This window comes from Streptococcus sanguinis, assembly GCF_050223295.1.
Lineage (GTDB): Bacteria > Bacillota > Bacilli > Lactobacillales > Streptococcaceae > Streptococcus > Streptococcus sanguinis_X.
This window is the reverse complement of record NZ_CP071424.1, coordinates 1,396,172-1,420,659: the sequence shown is the minus strand read 5'-3', so window position 1 is coordinate 1,420,659 and position 24,488 is coordinate 1,396,172. Positions and strand designations below refer to the sequence as shown.

The following is a 24,488-nucleotide window of genomic DNA, read 5'->3' as shown; positions in this document are numbered from 1 at the left end:
ATTAGGCAAATTTCTCCTATTTTTATGTTAGGTTTTCTGACATAAAAACCCTGTGTTTTTTGTAAGAAGAACCGTAACTTTTCTTTGTTCTTAGAGTAAAGTCTGCTATACTGGAAATGAATGAAAGCAAGATTAGAATGAGGTTCTTATGAAAAAATCACGTATCTTGGACGGAGTCAATCAAGCTCGATTTGTCCCTCCTTATATTTTGTCTCTTTTACTGGCAGTTGTTTTCGTGCAAGGGGGTCAGCAGTTAGCTTATTGGGCTTTGGAGCCAATTTCGGCTGTCCTCAGTCTTTTTCTAGGTTTTTTAGGTCAAGGCGGATTCTTTGAAATCTTCTTCAATTTTGCTCTGCCTTTTCTCTTATTTGGCTTTGTATTTATGATACTGGCTCTCTTTCTTTGGGTGCGCTGGGCTGAAGGACGACCGCTCTCGACTCTGGGCTTTGTTAAAAAAGGAAGCTTGGTGGAGCTAGTCAAAGGACTGGCAGTAGGTTCTCTCCTCTTTAGTCTAGTCGCTCTGCTTATGCTGTTGAGCGGAGCTGGCTCTTTCGAATGGGGACAGCTGACGATGGGGCCTTTCCTCTATATCTTGATTTTGCTTCCGCTCTGGATGATTCAGGGCGGGGCCGAAGAGTTAGTGACACGCGCTTGGCTGCTGCCAGTTGCTGTCAAAAAGACCAATCTGCCCATCGGTTTGCTGACTTCAAGCCTGCTCTTTACCCTCTTGCACCTAGGCAATTTAGATATTGGCATTCTTCCCATTGTTAACATTGCTTTATTTGGACTCTTTGCAAGTCTCTATTTGCTCCGGACGGACAATGTCTGGGGGATTATAGGACTTCATGCTGCTTGGAACTTTAGCCAAGGAAATATCTATGGTTTCAGCGTTAGTGGTACGGGTGTGGACGCGGCAGTCCTGAACTTTATCCCTAAGTCAGAATGGAGCTGGCTGACTGGTGGAGCTTTCGGCGCTGAAGCTTCTATTCTTAGCTCGTTCATTCTCTTGATGGCCGTGTTTTACTTGCTTTTCAAGATGAAAAAAGATGGCAGTTTGACAGGGTTAGTGGGAAAGATGTAGAAACAGTGTTAAAATAAAGAGCAGTTTTATTTTGCCTAATAATATGCTAGAATTGGGTTATAAAAGTGAATTTGAGGGAAGAGTCAATGAAAGAAATTAAAAGCGATATTTTGATTGTTCAACAATTAGCGTCAGCTATGAAGACTGGAGGAGATGCCCTAGCTAGTGTTTCAAATGCTTCCAAGGATGAAAAGACTAAACTTTTGGGAAATGATTCTGCGCATCATGCAATAGATCTTTCTCAAAGTAAAGCCAAGGATATTTCGTTGGCCATTCAATCAGCTTGTACTAATATCAAAAGTGTGGCTGAGCAATTTCAAGCAGTTGATGAGGATAGTGTTGGAAGGTTTCGTTTAATTGAAGGACAGAATCGTGAATAAAGAGAAGAAACTTGATGAACTGAGAGAAAAGGAAGCGGGCTTGTTTTTGCAGGAGGAAAGACTGCTGAGGGAAAAAAGATTGTTAGAGAACCAAAAAGAAAATTTCGATTGGTATCGTTCAGAAGCGCAAACTCAACTTTGGGATTCATTCGAGTCTTATCCCTCTTCCAGAATTTTTTTTGAACAGTTATATTCAGAAGCGTTTCATGAATCGAATATTGTTTCTGAGAGTTTTTTAGATGATTTGGATGAGATTAATCTTCAAAAGCGTAAGCTAGAAGATGATTTGAATGACATTTATCATGAACGTATCAGAATCAATCAAACGGAGGATAAAGTAGATGGGAATTGAAGTTTATTGCGGAAGTTTAGATTCGCAAGTTGAGAGTACTACAGCTATGACGAAAAGCCAGTTGGATAGCTATAAAGAATTAGGGATTTCTCTCGAACAAGTGGAAAATTCGGTCTCGGACTTATCTGGTAAAGCTTATGATTCCTTTAGAGCTTTTATCACAAGTGTCATTATTCCATTAAAAGAAACAGGGATAGCATTGGCTGAAGCAACTCAGAAAGATGTTAAGTCTCTTCCAAAAGAGTATCGTGCACAAGTTGCAGATGAGGATTTACAAGAGGATAAGCTAATAGAGGATATTCAGCATTATGACCAGCTTATTGCAGCCAATCAAGCTTCAATAGATACCATTGAAGTTAACAAGTCAACTAGTTCGGGAAACTTTCAGAATCTACAGCGTCTACAGAGTCTGCAGAAACTTGGAGATACCTATTCTGCAGCTCGAGATAAACTTCAAGAAAAATTAGATAAACTCAGAGTTTTTAATGCTAGTTCTCCTGAAATATTTGGAGATATTGACGCTTTGGCGCAAGCAATTGATACTGGTGTGGGGCAGCTAGCCAGCTCTTGGGATGCTAATACAGGGACCTATAGTATTCCTGCAGATTTATCGTGGACGACAGTAGCGGGAGAACTAAAAGCAAATCGTGATTTTGCTAAGAAATATCAGATTGAGCGACCACAAAATCTTTCATGGAAGGAATACAATTCTTATATCACGGGACTGCACAAACAGGCCGAAGAGTTGAAGAAAGTTGATGGCTGGGATGATGCGGCTGTAAAGAATTATATCAATCAGGTTAAATCAAGCACAGCAAAACTTCAGACAGGCCAAGAGTTCTACAATAAACGTGACGAACTATATGCTCAAACAAAGGAAGTAGGATCTGACGTCTACACAGGCATGTATGTAGCAAGTAAGATGAGTTCCAGAGAAAAATTAGAATTAGTTCTCAAACATTTAGGAGCTGAAGTAGATGAACATAATTTCATGCATTTAACCAGTGCTACTCATAAATTTTCTGACAAAATGCCACCTCATGGAGACTTTTTGATGTATTTTAGAAAAGATGTAATTTTGACTTTTAAGGACAAATCGCTTAAGGAAGATAAATCTGGCTTAGGTCAACAAATTCACCTGTTCCGCTATTATCTTGATCGTCAAGCAATTTATTATATTCGAAATAACTATGAGGGAGCTAGTGATTATGAAAAGCTTTTGGCGTACGGTGAAGAGCAAGGGCTTACTTTTGATTATACTACGGGAGCTAACTATCATAATCGTTATGATAAAGATACAGATGTTTTTAGACGTCCTTACAATATGAAAGTTCAAGTTCCTCAAGAAAACACTTTTGATCAAGAAAATGATTTCAATAATGCTCGAATGGTTGAGTTTATTGTAAATCTAGAAACAGGAGAATTTGAGACACAGTGGGATGCCTATGATAAGCATAAGCTGCCTAATGGTAGATATGATTCCAATCCAGAACATTATACTTATGATGAATTGCATGAAATTGCTAATACAGAGTCCTTTAACTATGGTCCATCTAAAGGGCATAATAAACCAAATAAAGGAATTTATGTTGGCCAGCATGATAGATTGGATGTTACACAGCCGGCTGATTCTGAACTTAGACAAAAGGCCAAGAATATCTTTAAATCGGAAAAAGATTTGGGCAAAAAGGGCGGTCAGTATGCAGATATTGTAAAAGGAGGAGGACATAAAGATTATGAAGCTTGGCAAGAAAGAACAAAGGGTATGTCCGAAGATGAAAAAGTGGCAGAGTATAATAAATATAAAGAGTATGCGAATAAGTTTGGTGCTACTCCTGGTTATAGCGATTATTCTAATAGTAAGGACTATGGTTGGGACCACTAATAACGCTCTGGAAATTCTTGAGCAGAAACGCTTTGTGTTAGTTCAAAATCCCGAGTCTATAAAAAGTAGAGGCAATCATTATGGCAAAGGTTTTGATCTATATGATAAAAAATTTTTTAATCCTAATCAGGCTGCTATAAAAGATAATTCTATTTACGGAGGAGCTAATAACAGTAATGCAACAGAATTTTTTATAAGAATGAAAAACTTTGAGTTCTCTTCTGCACTCTTAAATTCGAATTTTACAACTGATGAAATAAAAAAATCAAACTATCAAATTACTCGCTCACCTGAATCGCTAGTGAATAAATCTTTATTAAAAGAAAAATATCCACCCGAGTTTGAGTTACAATATATCTACAGGGAAGAAGAACAGTTTTCAAAGGTGCGCATCACATACAACAAAGATTTTCTGCCAACCAAGATAGAATGGTATTACAAAGGTGAGGAAGGGCTTAAATGGTACACTTGGCGGACTTATTCTTATCCCTTCAAGAATAAGGCGGAATTTGATAAACGGTTAGATGAAGAAATAGCAAACATTGAAGAGATTACTAGAGAAAACGAAGGGGACTGATAGATTTTTCTAATTTATTATTTAGTAATATAGCGTCAATAGGTGAGGAAGTGAGAAGGGCTAGAGTATTGAAGTTGATAAGACAACTAAAATAGTTCAGACCATCCTCTTTTGCTCACCCTAAAATAATATGCTATAATAAATTAAAATGAGGAAAGGAATAATTATATGTTTAAATCTCGTATGTTGGATGATATCAAGCAATCGCGTTATATTCCGCCGATTTGGTTGGCTATCTTGATTGCTATAGGTTTTGTTTATGTAGGTCGTTTTGCTGGAATGTTCGGAATGTTTCCGATTGGGCTTGTTATTGGTATTTTGTTCCGTGCGACAAACCCCGCTGGAGGCCAAGCAGCACTTATGGAATTTTTCCGTCACTATAGTCTATTTTTTGAACTATTTACTTTCTTCTTTATCGCCCTAGCAGTCTTTCTCTGGGTTCGATATCGTGAGAAGCGTCCTTTTTCTAGTCTGGGATTTTATAAACAAGACTGGTTCAAAAATCTCCTCAAAGGCTTCCTTATTGGAGCCGTTCAGTTTTCACTGGTTGTTGTCTTGCTCTTGGTAACGGGGACAGGCAGTCTGAAATTAGGTCAGCTTAACTTGCAGTCTTTGATTTTTGTCCTAGCTATCATTCCTTTCTGGATTCTACAAGGCGGAACAGAAGAACTAGTGACGCGTGGTTGGCTTTTTCCAGCAGTTAGTGCTAAGTCAAATATCTTCATTGGTATCTTGATTTCTAGCGCTCTATTCGGGGCACTGCACCTCTTTAATCCTGGCGTGACCATTCTTTCTATTGTCAATATCGTGCTAGACGGTATCTTTGCTTGTTTCCTTATGCTCAAGTATGACAATATGTGGGTACTGGCTGGTATGCACGGTGCTTGGAATTTTGTGCAAGGAAATATCTATGGTATTCAGGTCAGTGGCCAAGGAGCATCTGCCTCAATCTTGAACTATAGCCCACAATCATCTGTGGATTTGCTGTCTGGTGGAGCCTTTGGTGCTGAAGGATCTATTTTTGCCACTATCGTCCTGATTGGCTGCATTGCCTATCTTTACTGGTCATTAAAGAAAGAAAATCGCCTGCCTCAGGAGCTGATTTTTAAGAAATAACCATTTCGCCCAGTTGAGCTGGGCATTTTTTATGTCTTTTAAAGAGATGTGTGACAAGGGACAGACGATGGTAGAAGCGTGGCCATTCTACCTACACCCAAATCCAGAGAAAATAGGGCAAATATGGTAAAATGATAGAAGCACAATTTAAGGAATAAAAGATGATTAACAGAATAACAGATAATAAATTTGAATTGGTTTCTAAGTACGAGCCTTCAGGAGATCAGCCCCAAGCTATCGAGCAGCTAGTGGACAATATTGAGGGGGGCGAGAAGGCCCAGATTCTCATGGGGGCGACGGGTACTGGTAAGACCTATACCATGAGTCAGGTTATCGCTCAGGTCAACAAGCCGACTCTGGTTATCGCCCATAATAAAACGCTGGCCGGCCAGCTTTATGGTGAGTTCAAGGAGTTCTTCCCCAATAACGCTGTGGAATACTTCGTTTCCTACTATGATTATTACCAGCCTGAAGCCTATGTTCCTTCCAGCGATACTTATATCGAAAAGGATAGCTCGGTCAATGACGAGATTGACAAGCTCCGTCACTCAGCGACATCAGCTCTCTTGGAGCGTAACGATGTGATTGTCGTAGCTTCGGTCTCTTGTATCTATGGTCTGGGATCGCCTAAGGAATACTCCGATAGTGTGGTTAGCCTGCGTCCTGGCCTAGAGATTTCCCGTGACAAGCTGCTTAATGATTTGGTTGATATCCAGTTTGAGCGCAATGACATTGACTTTCAGCGGGGGAAATTTCGGGTTCGTGGTGATGTGGTAGAGATATTCCCAGCTTCTCGGGATGAGCATGCCTTTCGAGTAGAGTTTTTCGGAGATGAGATTGACCGGATTCGTGAGGTTGAAGCCTTGACAGGACGAGTCTTGGGTGAGGTGGACCATTTGGCCATCTTCCCAGCTACTCACTTCGTGACCAATGAAGACCACATGGAAGTAGCTATTGCTAAGATTCAGGCCGAGCTTGAGGAGCAGCTTGGTATCTTTGAGAAGGAAGGCAAGCTTCTGGAAGCTCAGCGCTTGAAGCAGCGCACAGAGTATGATATCGAAATGCTGCGCGAGATGGGCTATACGAATGGAGTTGAGAACTATTCTCGCCACATGGATGGTCGAAGTGAAGGAGAGCCGCCTTATACCCTTCTGGACTTTTTCCCTGATGATTTCTTGATTATGATTGATGAGAGTCACATGACCATGGGACAGATTCGGGGTATGTACAATGGCGACCGCTCTCGTAAGGAGATGCTGGTTAATTATGGTTTCCGCCTGCCGTCTGCTCTGGACAACCGTCCGCTGCGCCGGGAGGAATTCGAGAGCCATGTTCACCAGATTGTCTATGTATCGGCTACGCCGGGCGACTATGAAAATGAACAGACGGATACTGTTATTGAGCAGATTATCCGGCCGACTGGGCTTCTGGATCCAGAGGTGGAAGTCCGCCCAACTATGGGGCAGATTGATGATCTCTTAGGTGAAATTAATGCCCGTGTTGAAAAGAACGAACGGACCTTTATCACAACACTGACCAAGAAAATGGCGGAAGACTTGACGGACTACTTCAAGGAAATGGGTGTCAAGGTCAAGTATATGCACTCAGACATCAAGACCTTGGAGCGGACTGAGATTATCCGAGACCTGCGCTTGGGTGTCTTTGACGTTCTGGTTGGGATTAACCTGCTGCGCGAGGGAATCGACGTTCCCGAGGTTAGTCTGGTGGCAATTCTTGATGCAGACAAGGAAGGTTTCCTCCGCAACGAGCGTGGCCTGATCCAGACCATCGGTCGGGCAGCCCGCAACAGTGAGGGGCATGTGATTATGTATGCGGACACCATGACCCAGTCCATGCAGCGCGCTATCGATGAAACTGCCCGCCGTCGGGCAATCCAGATGGCATATAATGAAGAGCACGGCATTGTACCGCAGACCATCAAGAAAGAAATCCGCGACCTGATCAGTGTGACCAAGGCTGCCTTGCAAGACAAGGAAGAAACAGTCGAAATCGAAAGCCTCAACAAGCAAGAACGCAAGGACATGATTAAGAAACTGGAAGGTCAGATGCAAGAAGCTGCCGGACTTCTGGACTTCGAGCTGGCCGCACAGATTCGAGATATGATTCTGGAAATAAAGGCGATGGATTAGAAAATATAGTTAGCACCAAAGTTGCAAGCTAAGCTCTTAATTGCTTCTCTAGTCAATGAGTCACTATGTGAAAAAAAGTTAGAGAAGTTTAAGTGGGGGAATTGAAGTGAAAAAGGATTTAATTAAACTAATATTTATTTTCTTTATTTCAATTTTTGTCATAGGCATGTTACCTATAGTTCAATTTATTTGGGCATTTATGCCGACAAAACTTGTTACAAAAGAGGAAAAGCAGCATATTGAATATGTTGTGAACACAGCTTTTGAAGATAATTTAGGATTGAAGGTTAAGAACATAGAGATTCCAACTTGGGTTAGCCATGTTTCTTATGAATATGATGTAAAAGTTCAACTGACAGAAGGCGCAAACAAAATTTTAACAGATAAGTTAGAAGAAGGGACTTTTTCCTATTACGCTAATAGTGACGATGAACCATCTTCAATACTAAAAGATCTTATATTTTCTTCTGTCTTAGATACAAATTCTCATCCTATGTTGAATACCTTATATTTTGATAAAGAGTCTGTTCTAAAGACAGTGAAATTTAAGGAGCTGAGAACAGATTTAGATTACGATGTAACTGATGACCAAAAAGGGTTTTATCGTGATTTGGTTCAAATTAAAAAAGAACTAAAGTATAATCCCAAGACAGGGAAGTATGAAGCATCGGCAGAAGAAATAAAGGATTTGAGAAAAGATTTCATTCGTTTATCGGAAAATTACGAGGTTCTGTTGTTTTTCGATCTATATCTGGAAGGAGATATTCCTGAAGGTGCGAGTTTAAGTGACTATATTGATTTTACTAGCTTACCCAAAAATGTTTATGTAGTTGTTTGGGGAGAAAATGGGAAATTAGATAGCAATGGTTTTCAGGCAGAATAATTGAGATTGATTTATTCAAGGAGGAAACAAATGGTCATCACAATCAAAGCAATGGAAACAGCTGAGGAGATAGAAGGAAAATCCCGAGTTCATTGGCAGACATGGCGAGAAGCTTATAATGAGATTTTGCCTGCGGAATTTCAAGAGCAGATGACTTTGGATAAGTGCCGATTTTATAGTCAAAAGTATCCTGAAAATACCTTGATCGCCTTGGATGATGCTAAAGTGGTTGGCTTTGTTAGCTACGGTGATTTTCAAGATTCAGCTACGATAGCGGGTGAAATTTTCGCCTTGTATGTCTTAAAAGATTATTATGGCAAGGGTGTAGGACAGCAGTTAATGCAGGCTGCTTTTGCTGCCTTGGATGGTTATCAAGAGATTATATTATGGGTTTTAGAAGATAACAAACGTGCCATCGCCTTTTATGAAAAAATGGGTTTTGTTTTTGACGGCGAGGAAAAGGTCATTGACCTAGGAAAAGCCGTGAAAGAAAAACGGATGGTTTACATTAGAAACTCTAACAGTTAGTTTGGAAATAATAGATATATTTTTAAGGAGCACCACATGCGTTATGCACTTTTACTCCGCGGCATCAATGTCGGCGGGAAAAACAAGGTCGTTATGGCTGATTTGAAGAAAGATTTGGCTGGGTTGGGTTTTGAAAATCCAGTTTCCTACATCAATAGTGGCAATCTTTTCTTTGATAGCGAGGAGCAGGAGGAGAGGATTCGGGAGAGCTTGACTGCTTATTTCAGTCGGTCTTACGATTTTCCGCTGCCTTTCGTCCTTGTCAGCTCTGCCATGCTTGAAAAAGAAATAGCCAATCTTCCTGCTTGGTGGCAGGATGAAACAGCCTTTCGGTGCGATGTTCTCTTTTATCTGCCAGAGGTAGACAGGGAAAGCGTTCAAGAGTTAGCAGGCAGTTGGGCGAATGACAAGGAGCAACTGCATTTTGGGCAGACGGCTTTCTTTTATAGTAATGCTGACCAAGCGGACTATCTCAAGTCCAACTACCATAAGAAACTTCTCAAATCTAGTTTCTACAAGCAACTAACCATCCGAAACGGCAAGACCTTCCAGAAGATTGTGGAGTTGGTGAATGAGAAGTAAGACCAAAAAGAAAAATAAAAACAAAAGAAAAGTAAAAGTTCAGGGGAATAAGTTTAGTCTTTGGTTGGAAAAACATCGGGTAGTAGAAGCTTTTTTAAATTTTTTAGTCTTAATAGTTGTTGCGATTGGTGTGGGATATTTAACTTTTGGTAATGAGAGCATTCCTGCTCCACTTCGTCATTTTAATTATATTAGTCCTTTATGTGTAAACTTGCTCCTCTTGGTGCTTATTCCTTATTATTCTCGATTTGGTAGCTTGAGAAAAGAAGGATTTACTTCTCTGAAGATTTTAGCGGAAGCATTTCTTTATCTGAACGGGCCGGTTTTCTTAATCCATTATTTTATAGGAATTCGATCAAAAGATGGAAAACATTTTGCATCACCTCTAATCAGTTTGAATCCTCGCTATGTTTGGTTTCCGATTGCTACCTATCTAATCTTTTTCTTCATTCCAGCGTTAACGATGTTGATTTTAAAACATAATGAAAAAAAGAGGAAAAAACATGACCAAAGAAAATCTATCTAAGTTTTTTTCATTTAAAACACTCTATCTGGCCTTGCTAACCTTTGTCATTCTTCATTTGATTTTGTTACCTTTTGGTCTATCCTTTACTCCGGTTTTGTGGAATAGTTGGTTTTTTATTCTTTGTTTGACCTTCTTTATCCATCCTTGGATAGTCTTTTTTAGGACAAGAGATTTTCACTGGTATCACCTTATTTTTCAATTATTCAGTGGATTGGTGGCGCTTTATCTTTGGTTTTCGGCATTCTTTGCTTTGTCAATTATCTCGGATCCAGCCATTCCCATCAATATAGACTATCATATACAAGATAATGAAATCATCATTGTCAGAGGTTTTGTGGTCCATAGTACCTATGAACATCATGAATTGATCAATCTCTTCATCATGAAGTCAGAAGTGAAATATAACGAAGATATGTTTTAATAACTTAGAAAGTGAGCAAATCCATAGCCCGTTTTAGATCTAGTCATAATCTCGAGAAGAGGAAAAATTATTTTGAAATATTTAAATGTGTTTAGAATGGCTTATCTTGCCTTGTTATCCTTTGTCATTTTCCATCTTATTTTATTAACATTTGGTTTAGCATTTATTCCAACTTTGTGGAATATCTGGTTGCTTTGTCTTGGTTTAACCTTGTTGTTGCATTTATGGGCTCGATTTTATAAATCAAGGATAGATCAAAAGCGTCATCTTATTCTAGAGCTTCTTAGTGCTTTTGTAGTTTTTTTGTATCTGGGGTGTTTCACTTTTAGCTTTTTCTTTTATAGAAGATTCACGCATTCCAATTACAGTAGATTTTAGAATAGTAGATAGAGAAGTTATCATCGTTAGAGGAACTTTACTTCATGGTTATCGTGAATACCATGATTTAGTTAATCCTTTTATGATGAAGTCAGAAGTGAAATATCGAGATGAATATTAACAAATAGAAAGCGAGTGAATCCATGTCACGTTCCCAAGAAACAATTCTAACAAACATCTGCCTTGTTGAAGATAAGGCGCGAGGTAAAGTCCTAATGCAGTATCGCTCTCCTGAGCGCTATCGTTGGTCTGGATATGCTTTTCCGGGTGGTCACATTGAGAAGGGTGAGTCTCTCCATGATTCAGTTGTCCGTGAGATTTTAGAGGAAACGGGTTTGACTATTACTCATCCGAAATTGGTCGGAGTAAAGAACTGGCATACGGATGAAGGGATTCGCTACATCGTCTTTTGCTACAAAGCGACTGAATTTTCTGGTCAGATTCATTCGACAGAGGAGGGCGAGATCTCTTGGGTAGACAAGGAAACCCTGCCACAGCTGGACTTGGCCTACGATATGTTAGAACTCCTGCGTATGATGGAAGATGAGGAACTGTCAGAATATTACTATCATGAGCGTATCGAAGCCGGTTGGCGCAAGAGTATGTATTAAAAAATGTTTCCTTTTGTGTCTGAAGTGCAAAGATAGAAAGGTGGATGACTGTCATGATTTCATTATGGATTGCTATTGTTGCATTTTTTCTTTTGGGCTTAAACCATTTTTTTCCTTCTAGAAATGCTGGATTCGGTTTGAGATTTCCATTTGCTTTTCATACTTTAAAAGGATGGAAGCAGAGCCAATCTAGGTTTTATAGATCAGTGATTTTGCTTAATTTGCTCATTTTTCTTTATTCTTTGTATACAGATTTAAACGAGAATAGGGTCTTGGTCTTGTCAATTATTAGTATTGTATTTTCTGGAATATTAATTTTTTTAATTTCTTTTAAAGAATAGTTTGATTGTTTTATCAGTGATTTTTATAGCGACTATCTATCATTTGAAAGCCGGTTGGCGCAAGAGTATGTACTAAAAAGACTGAATAGGTTGGGGCCTAATCAGTCTTTTTCTTGCTTGTTATTTATCCTGTAAAAATCCTAGGTCTCTCAAGGCAGATTCTACATAGTCCAAATCCTGCTGGGAGTCGGCTTGTACTAGATGATAGTGGACTCCATCTGTCAGCTCAGACAAAGGACGGAATTGAGATTCTTTAACCTGTTGGAGAAAATGTTGAACATCACGGCGACAGGTCAGTTTCAGGTAAGTTTGTATTTCACCGTAAACCGGATGCTCAATCAAAATAGTCTGCACGCGGCCGCCATTATCCACGATAGCCAGCAGCTCAGTCTCCATATCCTCAGCCCCATGCTGAACCTTGAAGAGCTGATGGACAGCAGCATTTTCTTGGCGGTCTTTATAAAGATAGCCACGATTGGTTGAGAGGATGGGGGCACCATCAGCCCGCAAGAGGGCAATATCTTGCACGATAATCTGCCTGGTCACATGGAAATGTTCAGCCAGTGACTGGCCGTTAAGGGCAGCAGATGATGTTTTCAAAAGGTTTAATAGTTCTTCTCGTCTTTGCTTGGTCATAGCTTCATTGTAAACCAAAAGTCAGGAATCTTCAAGCTCTAGCGAATCTTTTTCAGCGCTTGATAGATGAACTTAGCAATGACAAAGTCGACCATGCTATGGATGACCGTACCAAGTCCAACCAGACCAAATAAGATATAGAAAGCATTAGCAGGATAGGCAGAAGTCGTGTAAAAGAGGATGCAGACGACCACTTCACCAAAGGCATGAATCAAGGCCAGTAGGAAATTAAATATCCAAGTCTTCTTCTGGCTGTCCAGTGTGTCCGGGTGCTTTTGCAGATAAAGAGCGCCGATGCTAGCAAAGAGCAAGTGGGACAGGGCTCTAAGAGTGATGATAAAAGGAAGTCCGGACATTCCAAACCCAATAGCTGAACCAATCACGACAATCACCGTCATGAGAGGGGAAATAAACATAGCCAAAAAAATAGCGACATGGCTGGCTAAGGTGAAGGAGGCGGGCGGAATGACAATTTTAATCGGCATAACTAGTGGGATAACAATGGCTAGTGCAGTCAAAAAAGCGGTTAGTGTCATAAACTGATTTTTAGATCTTGGTTTCATAGTGACTCCTTTTTATCTGTATATACACTAGTATAGTACACTGTTTTTGCAGAAAGGTCAAGACCTGTAGGAAATCCTAAAAGAGATTTGTCAAAACGCTTAAAATAGCTTATACTAGAAAGGTGTGGAAATAGGAGAAAACTAGATTTTTAGGATTTAGTTGACCTTCACATGGCTTAGTGTTCTGCTGGATTTGAAAAATGAAAGAAGAGCTTAATCATATAGAGAAGGCTGGTATGGGAATTTAGCAGCCTTGACTAGAAATGGAGAAAAAATGAACAACTTACCAAACTGCCCCAAATGTAATTCAGAGTATGTCTACGAAGATGGAACGCTCTTGGTCTGCCCAGAATGCGCCTATGAATGGAATCCAGCTGAGGTTCAAGAAGCAGAAGAAGGACCAGTAGCGATCGATGCTAATGGCAATAAGCTGACTGATGGCGACACAGTTACCTTGATTAAGGACCTGAAGGTCAAAGGAGCACCTAAGGATCTCAAGCAAGGAACACGCGTGAAAAATATCCGCATCGTGGAAGGCGACCATAATATCGACTGTAAGATTGACGGCTTCGGTGCGATGAAGCTCAAGTCAGAGTTTGTTAAGAAAATTTGAGGTCACTATGAATCGTCGTTTTATCTTAATTTATCGAATTATTCTTTTTATCCTGGCCTTTTTGGGTGTGTATCTGGAAATCACTAAGTATGGCGTGGGCATGCTCATGTACTATACGGTTTTGTCCAATCTCTTGGTCCTGCTCTTTACGGGCTATCTGGTCTATCTGATGACGAGACCTGGCGATGCTTGGAAGGCGCCAAAAATCTTGAGAATCAAGGGTGGGGTGACCATGTCCATCATGATTACTTGCGTCGTTTACCACCTCTTGCTGGCTCCGATTGCGACAGATTTTTACCGTCTAGAGAATTTCCTTTGCCATTATATAGTCCCCTTGGCGTTTCTTCTGGATACAGTAATCTTTGACAAATCGCGCCAGTACCGCTGGTTTGATCCGATTTCTTGGACGAGTGTGCCTTTGGTCTACATGGCCTTTGCTCTCTTTAATGGCTTTTTCTTGAAAATAGATATTCCAAGATCCAAGGACAATCCATTTCCTTACTTTTTCCTCAATGTCTTTAAGAAAGGCTGGCCTTATGTCATCCAGATGTGTCTGATTATCTTTGCAGCCTATCTGGTATTTGGTTTTGTCTTTTACGGGATAAAAGCTATCTCTTTCTCAAAGAAGAAGACTTCATAGATACATGTACTTGTAGATGAAAAAAACAGATTTTATCTGTTTTTTTATTTTGCTTCGATTTTTTCTTGCCAATATCAGATTTGTATGATATAGTTAACTAGTTAATGATTAACCGGTTAAACAAAAAAGGAGGAAAGAATGAAACACAATCAGAAACTGTTAGGACTAGCAGGGATCCTTCTAGCTTGTAATCTTTGCTTGGCTGCTTGTCAGTCTCAGACATCTCAACAGAAAAGCAGTCAAGAGAAGGTGAAGACCAAGCAAGAAGTGAAGAAGAAAAGTAAGGCGACCAAAAAAGGACAGGTTCCTGGAGTTGATAAGCCGACGGATGATGGTTTTCTCTTCAAAAGCGAGTCTCAAATTAAAGCTAGAACTAGTGAAGGTTTGATTTTAGAGCATGATGGCCATACGCACTTTATTTTTTATTCTGATCTAAAGAATAGTAAATGGGCCTATCTGATACCAAAAGATGGGCAAGTGCCTGCAGGCTCCCCTCAGCTGGCAAATCAAATGAGCACTGCAGATGACGGCTATGTTTTTAATCCTAGAGACATTGTGTCAGAAGACCAATACGGCTATGTTGTGCGTCACGGGGATCATTTCCATTATATTTTGAAACAGTCTGTGGGTAATCTTGCACAAGCTCCGACCAATCGTCCAACGCCGTCTAGCAATCCTACGGGACATGTTTATCAGCCAGTGCTTAGACCATCTGTTCCCCAGCAGCAAGGGACAACTAAACACCAGTTTGCTGGGATTGATTATCCTACAAGTGATGGATTCTTATTTAGAGGCACAGGGGTAATAGGCAAACTTGCTACAGGCTTGCTGGCAGATCATAATGGTCATACTCATTTCATCCCCTATGAGCAGTTGATTGCTTCACCTTGGGAGTCATTGATTCCCGCAGAACATAAGAAAGCTGCTGAAGATGCCTACTATGGCCGACAAGGGCAAGCACAGCCTTCACCAGAACCGTCGCCAGCACCAGCTCCTACACCTGAGCCTTCGCCAAATCCATCAGACGAGGAAGAAATTGCCAAGAAAAAGGCCTATTTAGCTCAGCAATTAGGAATCGATGAAAGTCTGATTCAGGTGAGCGATACAGATAAAGGAAAGGTATTTATCTATCCGCATGGCGACCACAGCCATTCAACCTTGGTCAGTGAGATTGATACGACCAAGCCTTTTGACCCTCATGGAAATCCGCACGCTCATGACGCAGTTGGTATGGCAACCTTGAAAGCTCTAGGATTTGATGATGAAATCATTGAAGATATTTTACATGCTACGGCAGATAGCCCATTCCCATCAGGTGAGACGGATACGGAAAAGATGAAAGCCTGGCTTGCAACTGTGAAATACTTAAATATCGGCCAGCGCAAAGATCCGCTAGAAAGAAAAGGTTTAGAACTGATGCCAAATATTGAAGTTCTGGGAATAGGCTTTACTCCGATAAAGGACATCAGACCAGTGCTGCAATTTAAGCATTTGAAACAGCTATGGATGACAAAGACAGGCGTTACCAACTATGATTTCTTAAAAGAGATTCCGACCTTGGAAGGCTTGGATATTTCCCAGAATGGCATCACCGATTTAACTTTCTTAAAGGATTACCCAAACCTCAAGACAGTCGCAGCAGCGGGAAATGACCTTACCGATATTTCACCGCTGGCGGAGTTGAAAAATCTGGAGTCATTGAACCTTGACTACAATAATATCTCTGATATTTCTGCTTTGACCAAGCTTTCAAAATTAAAAGCGGTAAGTTTAGAGCATAATCAACTACAAGATGTTTCTGCTCTGAGCCAAAAAGAAGATTTAACAAGGCTTTTCTTATCCAATAATCCAAACTTAAATCTCAATACCCTCAAAGCTTCCAAACTTGAAGAATTAACAGCTGACAATTCCAATGTTGAGAGCTTGAACTTCCTGAAGGATAGTCCAAATCTGACAACTCTAAGCCTAAATGGCAATCGTCTGACTTCGCTAGCAGGAGTTGAAGCTGCTAAGAATTTAGTAACTTTGTCCGCAGGTCAAAACAAGATTGAATCTTTGGAGATTCCAGCCGCTCAGTCTTCCTTGAAGAATTTAAACTTGGGTGAGAATGAGCTGAAAAACTTGGAAGGGATTAATCAGTTTAGGGCTTTAGACAATCTGGCTGTCAACAAGAATAAAATCACAACCTTAGCGCTGCAGGAACCAAATAAGACGGTGACTTATATCAATGTCAGCGACAATCACATCCCTAAAGAAGAGCTTGAATTGAATGAAAATAAAATTCCGAAAGCCTTGGCGCAGCATTTCCCAGATGTTCAGGGTGGCAGCATTGACAATAATAAGCCGGCTGATCCAAAAGAAGAAAATAAGGAATCGCCTAAGGGAAGTGAGTCTAATAAGGCAGATGTCCAAGGGAAACCATCATCCGATAAGCCAGCCTCAGCTGAAGCAAGCGGCCAAGGAGATTCTAATGATAGCGAGCATCCAGCTGGATCTCCTGAAGCAGAGTTAAACAATCAAGCTGAGAATCCAGAAAACTCTTCTAAGCCATCATCAGAAGAAGCACCAACTGCTGAAAAGCCTGAATTAAAAGACGAGCCAGCTCAAGCAACAAACAAAGAAAATCAAAAGGATTCTAAAGATAAGGAAAAAGAAGAGAAAGAAGCTAATCACTAATCCTTATCCAGTTGAGCAGAAAAAATACAATTTTTTCTTGAAATAGTTTTGAATTTGTGATATAGTATAAAAAATTAAATAATCCTTTAATTCTATCCAGAGAGATAGACAAGGAGCAAGTAAAAAGATGGGTGGAGTGTAAGCAAGTGCGTCTTGTTTCAGCTTACCTAACTAGATTTTTCTGAAGTCTCCTTGTAATAAGGAGACTTTTTCTGTTGTTTGAGGAGGAAAGAATGAAAACAAAAGAAGTTGTCGATGACATCACCATGAATCGTGCGATTACGCGGATTACCTATGAAATCATCGAGCGCAATAAGGACTTAAATCAAGTCGTCTTGGCTGGCATTAAGACCCGTGGGGTTCACTTGGCTAACCGGATTCAGAAGCGATTGGCTCAGTTGGAGAATATTGATATTCCAGTCGCAGAGGTAGATACCAAGCCTTTTCGAGATGATATAAAGGTTGAGGAAGATACGACAGTGATTCCAGTAGATATTACCGACCGTCAAGTAATCCTGATCGATGATGTTCTTTACACGGGACGAACCATTCGAGCGGCTATTGACAATCTGGTCAGTCATGGTCGGCCTTCTCGGGTTGGTCTGGCTGTCTTGGTTGACCGTGGCCACCGCGAGCTGCCCATTCGGGCAGACTATGTCGGCAAGAACATTCCGACTAGCCAAACTGAGGAGATTGTTGTTGAGATGACCGAGACAGACGGTCAAGATCGCGTGTTGATTATGGGGGAGTAATTAGCTAAATGAGTCAAGATGTTAAGTATGATGTGCATGATATGCCAAAGCCAGGTCTGCTTTTAGGACTATCCTTTCAGCACTTGTTCGCCATGTTTGGGGCGACGGTCTTGGTACCGATTCTGGTAGGAATTGACCCCGCGGTGGCTCTTTTTTCCAGCGGTCTTGGAACGATTGCCCATCTGACTGTTACTAAGTACAAGATTCCGGCTTACATGGGCTCTAGCTTTGCTTATATCGCAGCCATGCAGATGCTGATGAAGACAGATGGTATCGGAGCGGTTGCACAGGGAGCCATCACCGGTGGTTTGGTCTACTTTATCGTGGCATTGATTGTCAAGTTTGCCGGCAATGCTTGGATTGACAAGGTGTTGCCGCCAGTAGTGGTTGGGCCTATCATCATGGTCATTGGTCTGAGCTTGGCTGGAACAGCTGTTAGCGATGTGATGAACAAGACTTTGACTAATGGCGAAAAGGTTTATGATTTGACCTACTTCATTATTGGTATGGTCACTCTCTTGGCAGTCATTCTCTTTAATATCTATGGTAAGAAGATTGTGGGAATCATCCCAGTCTTGCTAGGCTTGATAGTCGGCTACATTTTTAGCTTGATTTTAGGGGCTGTGACTGGGCAGGAAATTGTTTCTTTTGCCAAGGTAGGAGAAGCTTCTTGGTTCCACCTTCCGCCAATGAGTCTGCCTTTCTTGGACTATGATGTGAAATTTTATCCTAGTGCGATTTTAACCATGGCGCCTATCGCCTTTGTAACCATGACAGAACACTTCGGGCATGTTATGGTGCTGAATAGCTTGACAGGTAAGGACTTCTTCAAGGATCCGGGTCTAGACAAGACTTTGACTGGTGATGGTCTGGCTCAGATTATTGCAGGGCTTTTCGGAGCACCACCAGTGACTAGCTATGGAGAGAATATCGGAGTCATGGCGCTCAATAAAATCTATAGCGTCTATGTCATTGCAGGTGCTGCAGTGCTGGCCATTGTCATGAGCTTTGTGGGCAAGGTCTCAGCCCTGCTCCAATCCATCCCGAGTCCTGTGCTGGGTGGTATTTCCATCGCCCTCTTTGGGGTAATTGCTTCGAGCGGTCTCAAGATTCTGATCGAAGCACAGACCAACTTTGACAATAAAAAGAACCTCTTGATTGCCAGTGTCATCTTGGTATCTGGTATCGGCGGTCTGACCTTGCAGCTGTCGGGTCTGCAAATCTCAGGAGTTGCCTTGTCAACTATTCTGGGAATTGTACTCTATCTTGTCCTGCCTGAGCCCAAGGATTGAGCTAGGTGCTAAATCATTAACTTTCGTTCAAAATAGCTTGCTCTCAGAGCGACTTTACTTGCAGCACTCTGGAAGCCCTCATTCTTTCATAAAGGAGAATTACATCATGTCATCCAATCAAATCGCTCTTAAGAACCTTGTTTCTATGGAAACTCTGTCAAATGAAGAAGTTATGGCCTTGATTAAACGCGGAATCGAATTTAAAAATGGCGCTAAAGTCCATTATGATGAGCAGCATATCGTGTCTAACCTCTTCTTTGAACCTTCGACTCGTACCCACAAGGCCTTTGAGGTAGCAGAGTTGAAGTTAGGCTGCAATCTTCTGGACTTTGATGTCAAGACCAGCTCGGTCAATAAAGGAGAGACTTTGTATGACACTATCCTGACCATGTCTGCCCTTGGCGTCGATGTTTGTGTCATTCGCCACCCAGAAGTGGATTATTACAAAGAGCTAGTGGAAAGTCCAACCATTACGACTTCTATCGTTAACGGTGGAGACGGTTCTGGTCAGCATCCTAGCCAAAGCTTGCTGGATTTGATGACTATTTATCAAGAGTTTGGTCGCTTTGAAGGACTAAAGGTTGCGATTGCTGGTGACTTGGACCATTCGCGCGTGGCTAAGTCAAACATGCAGATTCTCAAGCGCTTGGGGGCAGAGCTCTACTTTGCTGGTCCGGAAGAATGGCGGAGCCAAGAGTTTGCGGACTATGGTAAGTTTGTCACCATTGATGAGGTGATTGAAGAAGTGGATGTCATGATGTTCCTGCGCGTGCAGCATGAGCGTCATGACTACGAGTCCATCTTTTCTAAAGAAAATTACCACAGACTGCATGGTCTGACTCAAGAGCGGTATGACCGTATGAAAGATACAGCGATTCTGATGCATCCAGCTCCAGTTAACCGCGATGTAGAAATTGCGGATCATCTGGTCGAAGCACCAAAATCGCGTATCGTTGAACAAATGACCAACGGCGTCTTTGTCAGAATGGCTATTATCGAAGCGGTTCTGAAAGGTCGTCAATAATCTCGGACAGTAGGCCGGGAGTGGGTGAAGCTATGTGAAGCAATCCCACTCCCTATTATTATATATCTTATGTGGATGGTCATGGGCGGTCTGCATCTTGGACAGGAGGGAACAATGGCAAAGAGACTTTTAATATTAGAAAACGGCATGATTTTCGAAGGGGAAGCTTTTGGAGCGGATCTTTTTGTGACAGGCGAAATCGTCTTTAACACAGGCATGACAGGCTATCAGGAATCAATTACGGACCAGTCTTATAACGGCCAGATTTTGACCTTTACCTATCCCTTGGTTGGAAATTATGGTGTCAATCGGGACGATTATGAGTCCATTTTACCGACCTGCAAGGGAGTGGTGGTATATGAGTATGCACGCCGTGCCAGCAATTGGCGCCAGCAATTGTCTTTGGATGAGTTCCTCAAAATCAAGAAGATACCAGGAATTTCGGGAATTGATACAAGGGCGCTAACCAAGATTATCCGCCAGCATGGAACCATGCGAGCAACCATTGCCAATGCGGATGATAGCATCGAGCATCTGCAAGACCAGCTTCAGGCGACTGTTCTGCCGACTGATAACATCAAGCAGGTCTCTACTAAGCAGTCTTATCCAGCCCCGGGAACGGGTCGCAGCGTGGTATTGGTGGACTTTGGTCTTAAGCATTCTATCCTGCGGGAGTTAGCCAAGCGCAACTGCAGCGTGACAGTGGTACCTTATGATACCAGCGCTGAGGAAATTCTCCAGCTCAATCCTGACGGCGTCATGCTGTCCAATGGACCGGGAAATCCGGAAGATGTGCCGGAGGCTTTGGACATGATTCGTGATGTTCAGGGCAAGATTCCAATTTTTGGAATCTGCATGGGACATCAGCTCTTCTCCATGGCTAACGGTGCTAAGACGCATAAGATGAAGTTCGGCCACCGTGGCTTCAATCATGCGGTACGCGAGATTGCGACAGGACGAGTTGACTTTACCAGTCAAAATCACGGCTATGCAGTCAGTCGTGAGGATTTGCCGGAATGCCTGATTGTGACTCATGAAGAAATCAATGATAAGTCTGTTGAAGGTGTGCGCCATCGGGATTATCCCGCCTTTTCTGTGCAGTTTCACCCAGATGCTGCGCCGGGACCGCATGATGCAGACTATCTCTTTGATGAGTTTATGGAAATGATGGATGCCCATCAGGCTTACTAGGAAGCAAGATTGAGAGGTGCACTATGCCAAAACGTAAAGATATTCAGAAAATTATGGTCATCGGTTCTGGTCCTATCGTTATCGGTCAGGCTGCGGAGTTTGACTATGCAGGAACCCAGGCTTGCCTGTCCTTGAAAGAAGAGGGCTACAGTGTCGTCTTGGTTAATTCTAATCCAGCGACCATCATGACGGACAAGGAAATTGCAGACCGGGTTTATATCGAGCCTATCACACTGGAGTTTGTTGCGCGGATATTGCGTAAGGAACGGCCGGATGCTCTTCTGCCTACTCTGGGCGGCCAGACCGGACTCAATATGGCCATGGAACTATCCAAGTCAGGACTTTTAGAAGAGCTAGGAGTGGAACTCTTGGGAACCAAGCTGTCGGCCATTGACCAAGCGGAAGACCGAGATCTCTTTAAGCAGCTGATGGAAGAGCTAGGCCAGCCCATCCCTGAGTCAGAAATTGTCAATACAGTTGATGAAGCACTGGAATTTGCGGCTGGCATCGGCTATCCAGTCATTGTCCGTCCGGCATTTACACTGGGAGGAACTGGCGGCGGTATCTGTAGCAATGAAGAAGAGCTGCAGGAAATCGCAGAAAACGGCCTCAAACTCTCTCCGGTTACCCAGTGTCTGATTGAGCGCTCCATAGCAGGCTTTAAGGAAATCGAATACGAAGTCATGCGGGATGGCGCAGACAATGCGCTGGTCGTATGTAATATGGAAAACTTTGATCCAGTCGGCATCCACACAGGGGATTCTATCGTTTTTGCACCTAGTCAGACTATCTCAGACTATGAATACCAGATGCTGCGGGACGCCAGCCTCAAGATTATTCGAGCACTGAAGATTGAGGGTGGCTGTAATGTGCAGCTGGCTCTGGACCCGCATAGCTTTAAGTACTATGTCATTGAGGTTAATCCGCGGGTTTCTCGCTCATCAGCCCTAGCCTCTAAGGCGACTGGCTATCCGATTGCCAAGTTGGCGGCTAAAATCGCGGTCGGGCTTACATTAGATGAAATCATTAATCCGGTGACAGGTTCTACTTATGCTATGTTTGAGCCGGCTCTGGACTATGTGGTCGCTAAGATTCCACGCTTTCCATTTGATAAGTTTGAGCAGGGTGAGCGCCGTCTGGGAACCCAGATGAAGGCGACAGGGGAAGTCATGGCTATCGGCCGCAATATCGAGGAGAGTCTGCTCAAGGCTTGCCGCTCTTTGGAAGTTGGTGTGGACCACAACGAGCTGTCTGCTCTCAGCCAAGTAAGCGATGATGAGCTGATGAGGAAGATTGTCAAGGCGCAAGACGACCGACTTTTCTATATCTCAGAGGCTATTCGACGTGGTTACAGTCCGGATGAAATTGCCGAACTGACCAAGATTGATGTCTTTTTCCTGGATAAGTTGCTCCACATTTACGAAATCGAGCAGGAGTTGGCCAGTCATATCGGAGATAGCTATGTGCTTAAGAAAGCCAAGCAAAATGGTTTTGCGGATACTAAGATTGCATCCTTGTGGGACATGACAGCCGAGCAGGTGCGTCGCATCCGGCAGGAGCAGAAGATTGTGCCGGTTTACAAGATGGTGGATACCTGTGCCGCTGAGTTCGAGTCTGCGACACCTTATTTCTACTCTACCTATGGCTTTGAAAATGAATCTGTCAAATCCAGCAAGGAATCTGTTCTGGTGCTGGGCTCTGGTCCTATCCGAATTGGTCAGGGAGTGGAGTTTGACTATGCGACTGTTCATTCTGTAAAGGCTATTCAGGCAGCTGGCTACGAAGCGATTATCATGAACAGCAATCCAGAGACTGTGTCAACTGACTTTTCTGTCTCTGACAAGCTCTATTTTGAGCCGCTGACCTTTGAAGATGTCATGAATGTCATTGAGCTGGAGCAGCCTAAAGGGGTTATCGTACAGTTTGGCGGGCAGACAGCCATTAATCTTGCAGAGCCACTGTCCAAGGCAGGTGTGATGATTTTAGGTACCCAAGTGGCAGACTTGGATCGAGCTGAGGATCGGGATCTCTTTGAGCAGGCACTGAAGGAGCTGGATATTCCGCAGCCGCCGGGTCAGACGGCTACTAATGAAGAGGAGGCAGTAGAGGCTGCTCGTAAGATTGGCTTCCCCGTTCTGGTGCGGCCTTCCTATGTCTTGGGTGGCCGTGCTATGGAAATCGTAGAAAACGAAGCGGATCTACGCTCTTATATGCGGACAGCGGTTAAGGCCAGTCCAGACCATCCGGTTTTGGTTGATTCTTATATTGTTGGGGATGAGTGCGAAGTGGATGCCATTTCCGATGGCCGTCAGGTCTTGATTCCAGGGATTATGGAGCATATCGAGCGGGCAGGGGTTCACTCAGGGGATTCCATGGCGGCTTATCCGCCACAAACTCTATCTCAGAAAGTCAAGGATACCATTGCTGAATATACCAAACGCTTGGCTCTGGGACTGAACTGTATTGGTATGATGAATATTCAGTTCGTCATCAAGGATGAGCAGGTCTATGTCATTGAGGTCAATCCGCGTGCCAGTCGGACTGTTCCTTTCTTGTCCAAGGTGACCGATATTCCGATGGCGCAAGTAGCGACTCGTTTGATTCTTGGAGAAAGTCTGGCAGAGCTGGGCTATGAAGATGGTCTTCATCCAGAAAGTTCCATGGTTCATATCAAGGCGCCAGTCTTCTCCTTTACCAAGCTGGCTAAGGTCGACAGTCTCTTGGGGCCTGAAATGAAGTCTACCGGCGAAGTTATGGGCAGCGACCGTACGCTCGAAAAAGCACTCTATAAGGCTTTTGAGGCTTCCTATCTCCATCTGCCAAACTTTGGAAATGTCGTCTTTACTATTGCAAACGACAGCAAGGAAGAAGCCCTGCAGCTGGCTCAGCGTTTTGCTAATATTGGCTATGGTATCTGGGCAACCAAGGGAACAGCCTCCTATTTTGAAAATCATGGCCTACACGTCCGTCTGGTGGAAAAAATCGGTAGTGATGATAACAAGGATATCCCAGCCTATATCCGCAAGGGCAAGGTTCAGGCTATTATCAACACGGTCGGAACCAAGCGGACAGCTGACAAACATGGTCAAATTATCCGCAGCTCAGCTATTGAGCATGGAGTTCCACTCTTCACAGCCTTGGACACGGCTGATGCCATGCTGAAGGTCCTGGAAAGCCGCAGTTTCACTACAGAGGCGATTTAGAACGATTTTTGACTTCCAGATTGTCATTTTACCGTCTGCAAGTCGAAAAAGTAATCTCAAACGGTTAAGCTTGAGAAATGCATCTGC

The 24,488-nt window shown here is 42.6% G+C and carries 24 protein-coding genes; 22 read left to right on the top strand and 2 right to left on the bottom strand.

Annotated elements, in window-relative coordinates:
* The first annotated feature begins 148 nt into the window (after positions 1 to 148).
* From J1C77_RS06950 to J1C77_RS06885, 14 genes are all read left to right on the top strand, one after another.
* Complete coding sequence (locus J1C77_RS06950) at positions 149 to 1,081, top strand: CPBP family intramembrane glutamic endopeptidase (RefSeq protein ID WP_002920945.1); 933 nt, start codon at positions 149 to 151, stop codon at positions 1,079 to 1,081.
* A gap of 86 nt (positions 1,082 to 1,167) precedes the next feature.
* On the top strand, positions 1,168 to 1,461 hold the full coding sequence (locus J1C77_RS06945; protein WP_002920946.1) for a TIGR04197 family type VII secretion effector: 294 nt from the start codon (positions 1,168 to 1,170) through the stop codon (positions 1,459 to 1,461).
* On the top strand, positions 1,454 to 1,813 hold the full coding sequence (locus J1C77_RS06940) for a hypothetical protein (RefSeq protein ID WP_002920948.1): 360 nt from the start codon (positions 1,454 to 1,456) through the stop codon (positions 1,811 to 1,813). Before J1C77_RS06945 ends, J1C77_RS06940 begins: the two co-directional genes overlap by 8 nt.
* A complete protein-coding gene (locus tag J1C77_RS06935; RefSeq protein ID WP_002920950.1) occupies positions 1,803 to 3,698 on the top strand; it encodes a DUF3114 domain-containing protein in 1,896 nt (631 codons plus the stop codon). The genes J1C77_RS06940 and J1C77_RS06935 overlap by 11 nt, the downstream gene beginning before the upstream one ends.
* Positions 3,682 to 4,275 (top strand): hypothetical protein, encoded by a 594-nt coding sequence (locus J1C77_RS06930; protein ID WP_002920952.1) that lies wholly within the window; start codon positions 3,682 to 3,684, stop codon positions 4,273 to 4,275. The genes J1C77_RS06935 and J1C77_RS06930 overlap by 17 nt, the downstream gene beginning before the upstream one ends.
* 168 nt (positions 4,276 to 4,443) lie before the next feature.
* Entirely contained in the window at positions 4,444 to 5,391 is a 948-nt protein-coding gene (locus J1C77_RS06925) for a CPBP family intramembrane glutamic endopeptidase (RefSeq protein WP_002920953.1), read from the top strand.
* A gap of 161 nt (positions 5,392 to 5,552) precedes the next feature.
* Positions 5,553 to 7,541, top strand: a complete 1,989-nt coding sequence (gene uvrB / locus J1C77_RS06920; RefSeq protein WP_002920954.1) for an excinuclease ABC subunit UvrB — start codon at positions 5,553 to 5,555, stop codon at positions 7,539 to 7,541.
* 106 nt (positions 7,542 to 7,647) lie between these two features.
* Positions 7,648 to 8,424: a hypothetical protein gene (locus J1C77_RS06915; RefSeq protein WP_002920955.1), complete on the top strand. Its 777-nt coding sequence runs from the start codon at positions 7,648 to 7,650 to the stop codon at positions 8,422 to 8,424.
* 30 nt (positions 8,425 to 8,454) lie between these two features.
* Positions 8,455 to 8,952: a GNAT family N-acetyltransferase gene (locus tag J1C77_RS06910; protein ID WP_049547676.1), complete on the top strand. Its 498-nt coding sequence runs from the start codon at positions 8,455 to 8,457 to the stop codon at positions 8,950 to 8,952.
* Between the two features lie 36 nt (positions 8,953 to 8,988).
* Positions 8,989 to 9,534 (top strand): DUF1697 domain-containing protein, encoded by a 546-nt coding sequence (locus J1C77_RS06905; protein ID WP_002920958.1) that lies wholly within the window; start codon positions 8,989 to 8,991, stop codon positions 9,532 to 9,534.
* Positions 9,524 to 10,060 carry a hypothetical protein gene (locus J1C77_RS06900; protein WP_002920959.1) on the top strand — a complete coding sequence of 179 codons (537 nt, stop codon included), beginning with the start codon at positions 9,524 to 9,526 and terminating at the stop codon, positions 10,058 to 10,060. The genes J1C77_RS06905 and J1C77_RS06900 overlap by 11 nt, the downstream gene beginning before the upstream one ends.
* Positions 10,038 to 10,481 carry a hypothetical protein gene (locus J1C77_RS06895; RefSeq protein ID WP_002920960.1) on the top strand — a complete coding sequence of 148 codons (444 nt, stop codon included), beginning with the start codon at positions 10,038 to 10,040 and terminating at the stop codon, positions 10,479 to 10,481. Before J1C77_RS06900 ends, J1C77_RS06895 begins: the two co-directional genes overlap by 23 nt.
* 521 nt (positions 10,482 to 11,002) lie before the next feature.
* Positions 11,003 to 11,470 (top strand): 8-oxo-dGTP diphosphatase, encoded by a 468-nt coding sequence (locus tag J1C77_RS06890; RefSeq protein WP_002920963.1) that lies wholly within the window; start codon positions 11,003 to 11,005, stop codon positions 11,468 to 11,470.
* 44 nt (positions 11,471 to 11,514) lie between these two features.
* Positions 11,515 to 11,811, top strand: a complete 297-nt coding sequence (locus J1C77_RS06885; protein ID WP_002912660.1) for a hypothetical protein — start codon at positions 11,515 to 11,517, stop codon at positions 11,809 to 11,811.
* Positions 11,812 to 11,931: 120 nt separating this feature from the next.
* Here the strand turns inward: J1C77_RS06885 and J1C77_RS06880 are convergent, their stop codons facing one another.
* Positions 11,932 to 12,465, bottom strand: coding sequence for a transcription repressor NadR (locus J1C77_RS06880; protein ID WP_002920964.1), 534 nt, complete (start codon positions 12,463 to 12,465; stop codon positions 11,932 to 11,934).
* A 20-nt stretch (positions 12,466 to 12,485) separates the two neighbouring features.
* The gene (locus J1C77_RS06875; protein ID WP_002904666.1) at positions 12,486 to 13,010 is read right to left on the bottom strand and encodes a membrane protein; all 525 of its coding nucleotides are present in this window, start codon (positions 13,008 to 13,010) and stop codon (positions 12,486 to 12,488) included.
* A 274-nt stretch (positions 13,011 to 13,284) separates the two neighbouring features.
* Here J1C77_RS06875 and J1C77_RS06870 point away from each other — a divergent pair, with 274 nt between their 5' ends.
* From J1C77_RS06870 to carB, 8 genes are all read left to right on the top strand, one after another.
* On the top strand, positions 13,285 to 13,623 hold the full coding sequence (locus tag J1C77_RS06870; protein WP_002920966.1) for a zinc ribbon domain-containing protein YjdM: 339 nt from the start codon (positions 13,285 to 13,287) through the stop codon (positions 13,621 to 13,623).
* 7 nt (positions 13,624 to 13,630) lie between these two features.
* The gene (locus J1C77_RS06865; RefSeq protein ID WP_002920967.1) at positions 13,631 to 14,263 is read left to right on the top strand and encodes a Pr6Pr family membrane protein; all 633 of its coding nucleotides are present in this window, start codon (positions 13,631 to 13,633) and stop codon (positions 14,261 to 14,263) included.
* A gap of 138 nt (positions 14,264 to 14,401) precedes the next feature.
* Positions 14,402 to 16,939: a pneumococcal-type histidine triad protein gene (locus tag J1C77_RS06860; protein WP_049547677.1), complete on the top strand. Its 2,538-nt coding sequence runs from the start codon at positions 14,402 to 14,404 to the stop codon at positions 16,937 to 16,939.
* 233 nt (positions 16,940 to 17,172) lie between these two features.
* Positions 17,173 to 17,691, top strand: coding sequence for a bifunctional pyr operon transcriptional regulator/uracil phosphoribosyltransferase PyrR (gene pyrR / locus J1C77_RS06855; RefSeq protein ID WP_002920970.1), 519 nt, complete (start codon positions 17,173 to 17,175; stop codon positions 17,689 to 17,691).
* Between the two features lie 8 nt (positions 17,692 to 17,699).
* The gene (locus tag J1C77_RS06850) at positions 17,700 to 18,983 is read left to right on the top strand and encodes a uracil-xanthine permease family protein (RefSeq protein WP_002920971.1); all 1,284 of its coding nucleotides are present in this window, start codon (positions 17,700 to 17,702) and stop codon (positions 18,981 to 18,983) included.
* A gap of 106 nt (positions 18,984 to 19,089) precedes the next feature.
* Positions 19,090 to 20,007 (top strand): aspartate carbamoyltransferase catalytic subunit, encoded by a 918-nt coding sequence (locus J1C77_RS06845; RefSeq protein WP_002920972.1) that lies wholly within the window; start codon positions 19,090 to 19,092, stop codon positions 20,005 to 20,007.
* 114 nt (positions 20,008 to 20,121) lie between these two features.
* On the top strand, positions 20,122 to 21,198 hold the full coding sequence (locus tag J1C77_RS06840) for a carbamoyl phosphate synthase small subunit (protein WP_042762831.1): 1,077 nt from the start codon (positions 20,122 to 20,124) through the stop codon (positions 21,196 to 21,198).
* A gap of 23 nt (positions 21,199 to 21,221) precedes the next feature.
* Positions 21,222 to 24,401, top strand: coding sequence for a carbamoyl-phosphate synthase large subunit (carB, locus tag J1C77_RS06835; protein ID WP_002920974.1), 3,180 nt, complete (start codon positions 21,222 to 21,224; stop codon positions 24,399 to 24,401).
* Positions 24,402 to 24,488 lie beyond the last annotated feature (87 nt).